General features: G+C 44.2%; 5 protein-coding genes. 3 read left to right on the forward strand and 2 right to left on the reverse strand.

Annotation, left to right across the window (positions count from 1 at the left end; all coding sequences use genetic code 11):
- Window positions 1-177: 177 nt before the first annotated feature.
- The 3 genes from F457_RS0111585 (at window position 178) to F457_RS0111595 (ending at window position 1,663) form a co-directional block, all read left to right on the forward strand.
- Window positions 178-369 (forward strand): hypothetical protein, encoded by a 192-nt coding sequence (locus F457_RS0111585; protein WP_018981294.1) that lies wholly within the window; start codon window positions 178-180, stop codon window positions 367-369.
- Between the two features lie 148 nt (window positions 370-517).
- The gene (locus F457_RS14425) at window positions 518-703 is read left to right on the forward strand and encodes a transposase (RefSeq protein WP_083912774.1); all 186 of its coding nucleotides are present in this window, start codon (window positions 518-520) and stop codon (window positions 701-703) included.
- Between the two features lie 708 nt (window positions 704-1,411).
- A complete protein-coding gene (locus tag F457_RS0111595; RefSeq protein WP_018981296.1) occupies window positions 1,412-1,663 on the forward strand; it encodes a hypothetical protein in 252 nt (83 codons plus the stop codon).
- A 345-nt stretch (window positions 1,664-2,008) separates the two neighbouring features.
- Here F457_RS0111595 and F457_RS13145 read toward each other — a convergent pair whose 3' ends face one another.
- Together F457_RS13145 and F457_RS0111605 are read right to left on the reverse strand one after the other, a co-directional pair.
- Complete coding sequence (locus F457_RS13145) at window positions 2,009-2,224, reverse strand: hypothetical protein (RefSeq protein ID WP_018981297.1); 216 nt, start codon at window positions 2,222-2,224, stop codon at window positions 2,009-2,011.
- Window positions 2,224-2,457 carry a hypothetical protein gene (locus F457_RS0111605; protein WP_018981298.1) on the reverse strand — a complete coding sequence of 78 codons (234 nt, stop codon included), beginning with the start codon at window positions 2,455-2,457 and terminating at the stop codon, window positions 2,224-2,226. Before F457_RS0111605 ends, F457_RS13145 begins: the two co-directional genes overlap by 1 nt.
- Between the last annotated feature and the right edge of the window lie 194 nt (window positions 2,458-2,651).

Consider the following 2,651-nt stretch of genomic DNA (forward strand, 5'->3'; position numbering starts at 1 on the left):
CCACACGGTATGACAAAACACGAAAATCCTTCCTCGCCTTTCTCAACATCGCTGCCATGAAAATCTGGATACCAGCATTTGTCAACAAAACCTAGAAAGATGAGTTGACGGAGCTTACTATTGCCTTCTATGAGGAGAGTAGGAAGAATTCTGTTTCAAAAAAGAGAGACGCCCATTATGTATGGAGCTATTACCGGAAAGATTGCTGTAACGGTTGTTATCCTGCTTCTTTGCGTAGCGCGGGTTGCTATGCTGATTTATAACCGACAACGTGCTCAGCAAGGGACTGGGGAGATTGTTTCTCTCGTTGTTCAAATTTCTATTCCACTTTTAGTTGCCGTTCTGGTGTGGAAAGTGCTTTGGTATTGAAATATAGATACTATTTTAAAAAAATATATCAAATATTAAGTAAATGTAAAATTTTGATGAGTGGCTGTTTTTCGTAGTTTTCTACGAATACAAAAGAGGAGAAGCTGTGCTTTTGATAATAAGTTCGTATCCTTACTGAGACGATGATATCGATCCAAAACGAGCGGTTGTTCCCAGTCTTTTATTACCTGAATGTGATCGTTGGTCTCAATCAGCACAAGATAATCATCTTTTTATTTACATAATGCTTTATGTTTTGCGTGTTGGATGTCCATGGAAAGACATGTATGAATGTTACGGTAAATGGAACTCAGTGTATGTGCGGTTGCGTTAATGGGCAGAGCAAGGCATTTGGGATGTTCTGCTGGAAACGCTGATTTAATTCGGTCTGACCGATAATTGACAGTAAGGTCGATTGGGGAAGGCATAGCCAGGCGGGGTGCGCAAAAAAGGGACGTATTAAGGAAAATTTTGGTCGAAGTTGCACCTACTTCTGCTGAGAAGTGGTAGGATAGTGACAGAATACGGGAGATGGTGCTTTTTTGAGCTACTTTACTGTGTTCAAACTGTACAAAAAATAGTCCCTGTGATGTTCTTTCTTGCAGGGATCGTAATCCGTTACGACAAAACAAGACGTAGCTTTCTCGTCTTTCTTAATCTCTTTGTTAGTCAAAGCATTTCATGATTTGTCTCTTGCACTTATCGAGCTTAGCAAGGCCTTGGTGTAATTTTGAACCACTGTCTTCTGCCGTCGCTAACGATGTGTCGGTTTGTACTCCTTGACCTTCCTGCAGCATTATAACCTTGTGGACTGTCATTTTCGCCCTTTTGAAAGATTTGAGTGTCGATGATGTCAACGCGTGGAATTGCGTCTCTTTTACCTTGTTCTCGCGATATTATAACTAGAATATGATTGATGCCCTTGTATATTGTGCAGATCATCTATGGAGGAGAGTTATAAAATTCCTTGTGAATGGGTTTAATGGCGTGGGAAGCATTCTTATATAAGAAATGGTATAAGACAATATTATGGAGAAATGTTATGGCAAAAGTCGGTATAGAAGAAAGATCTGGTCGATTTGATTTGGTTTATGGTGGGCATGTGCTGCATAAATTTTCTCATAAGCACGAAGCACATAAGATCGGTAATTTGTTTGAAAGCTTACATCTGAATGAAAAGCCTTTAGAGGAGCAGAAGCATCTTCTCAAAAAGGAAATGGAAGCTGCGAAGGGTAGTAATGACGCTACCCTTATTGAGACTGTTCTTCGGGCTATGGATGGACGGCTTTCTTAATTTTTGTCGCTACGTTCTTGCTGCACTGCTCGTCTTTTTGAAAGATACAGATGAGCAGTGCTAAGATTCAGATTTAAGGTGAGTAGGAATGATACGATGGCGATAGAAGACCATACGTAGATCCGTACAGGCATGAAAGAATGCGTCTTTTATCTTTTTGGTCCAAAGAAGAAAAATTTAAAGCTTCAGGGAAGCTGGCGGAGAGAGTGACTGTCATATTGGGATGTTATATCCTTTGTTTTCTTTAATAAAATAGAATTAAAAATATTTTGATACCCCTATTCATACCCCCATTTTCTTTTCCTTCATTAATAGCCAACGATAGAGGGCGCGGTTTAGCTGTTGCTATCGCGCCCTACTCCGCATCTCCTTCCGCTCATTCCCATAATCCCGCATCATAGCGGGCAGTTCATGCAGGTCAGGATGGGCGCGTAGCTCGTCAGCGGCCTGCTTCTGTTCCTGCACTGTGTAATGCACCAGCGGCGGGCAGAGGGGTTTGTATCGGGTAGGGGCGCAGCTTACTAACGTGCATAAAGCCACCGCACAAAAGGTGCGCTTCATCAAAACGTCCCCTTATCCAGTGTATCTATGAGCGCGTTATCGGAGCGTATGCCGTTCGTGCGGACATCCAACATTCGTTGCGCGGCTTCTGCTGATTGTGTGGCGTCGTTCGCGTCTTTGCGTTCAGAGCTTACGCGGGCGCTGTTGCGACCTGCTCGGTTGCTATAGACGATCAGGGCCGTCAGGAAACCGAGCACGGTCAGGGTAAAGCCCCCTGTGAAGTAGGGATTCATGGGATGTTTCCCTCTAGATGTCAGGGAGAGCCGAAGCCCTCCCATGTGGGTTAGCCCATGCCGTTAACGGCAGGAGCCGCTTCGCTTGCGTCAGAGGCGGCGGCTTTCTTCTTTTTTAAGCCCGTCAGCACCAGGGCAATACCGGACAGGATGCCCGTAGCGCCCGCTAATACGGAAGCCAGATCAAAGGAGAC

The sequence above is a fragment of the Saccharibacter floricola DSM 15669 genome, assembly GCF_000378165.1.
GTDB lineage: Bacteria > Pseudomonadota > Alphaproteobacteria > Acetobacterales > Acetobacteraceae > Saccharibacter > Saccharibacter floricola.